Annotated in this window: 1 protein-coding gene; it reads left to right on the top strand. The window is 74.7% G+C overall.

The window, feature by feature from the left end; translation table 11 throughout:
- The coding region (locus AOQ53_RS37555) for a maleylpyruvate isomerase N-terminal domain-containing protein (protein ID WP_059424336.1) at positions 1-1,189 on the top strand (1,189 nt) is incomplete at both ends.

The raw sequence follows: 1,189 nt of genomic DNA, 5'->3' as shown, positions 1-1,189 counted from the left end.
ACGCCCCGGGTCTCCGTCGAGGACAGCGGGCTGCCGTTGCCCGCGCTGGAGGAGTTCGGTGACGCGCCATCGCCGCCGCCCGTACGGCCCGTGTTCGAGCACCCCGTGCTGAAGGCCCTGCTCGGCGCCTGGGCGCTGGCCGCGTGCTCGGCGGAGGAGACCACGGCCGTCGAGGAGCACCTCGGCGAGTGCGGCCCCTGTGCCGACGAGGCGCGGCGGCTGCGCGAGGCGGTCGGACTGCTGCAGCGCCCCGACAGTCTCGACCTGGACCCGGGCCTGCGCACGCGGGTTCTGGAGTCCTGCCTGGAGCGCCGCCCGCCGCGCATCCCGGTGCCGGACTGGGCCGCCGCGTACGACGCCGAGACCGCGCGCCTGGACGCCCTGCTCCAGGACTTCGGCGACGCCGAGTGGCACGCGCCGGTACGACTGCGCTGGTTCCGGGCCGACGAGGCCACGAGCCGCCGTACCACCGTCGCCGGCGTCATCGCGCATCTGCTCAGCGTGGACGGGCTGGTGGCGGTCGCGCTGGGCCTCGACGACCCGCTGGGCGACGTCACGTCCCGGCGTCCGACGCCGGCGGCCCGCACCGAAGCGTACTGGAGTGCCTCCCGCTTCCCGCCCACCCGTGCCGTGCGGGCGCCCTGGCGGGAGCAGGGCCACAACCTCGTCCGCACGGTGTCCTTCACGGGCAGCGGCGTCGGCGGGCTGCCGGTGCCGTACGGCGACTTCGAGCTGCCCCTGCACGACGCGATGCTCGACCGGGCCTTCGAGTGCTGGGTGCACGCGGAGGACATCGCGGACGCGGTCGACTATCCGTACGACCCGCCCTCGCCTCGCCATCTGCACCGCATGATCGACCTGGCCGCCCGCATGCTGCCGGACGCCCTGGCCCACCGCCGCCGCAACGGCCTGGCGGCACCCGCTCACCACCGCCATCTGGTGACAGCGGGCGAACCGGGCCGCAGTCTCCGCCTGGAGATCGAGGGCTCGGGCGGCGGCGAGTGGCTGATCCCCCTCGACTCCCCCGCCGCGAAGGGCTCCGCCGAACACGAGGTGGCCCATATCGCCCTGGACGGCGTCGAGTTCTGCCGTCTGGCAGCGGGCCACGTGCCTCCGCAGGAGGCGGCAGCGGGCCAGGTGGGGGACAAAGAGGCGATCAGGGACGTCCTGTTCGCAGCCGCATCACTGA

Source organism: Streptomyces azureus (genome assembly GCF_001270025.1).
In the GTDB taxonomy this organism is placed as follows: Bacteria; Actinomycetota; Actinomycetes; order Streptomycetales; family Streptomycetaceae; genus Streptomyces; species Streptomyces azureus.
This window is presented reverse-complemented; position numbering and strand designations above follow the sequence as displayed.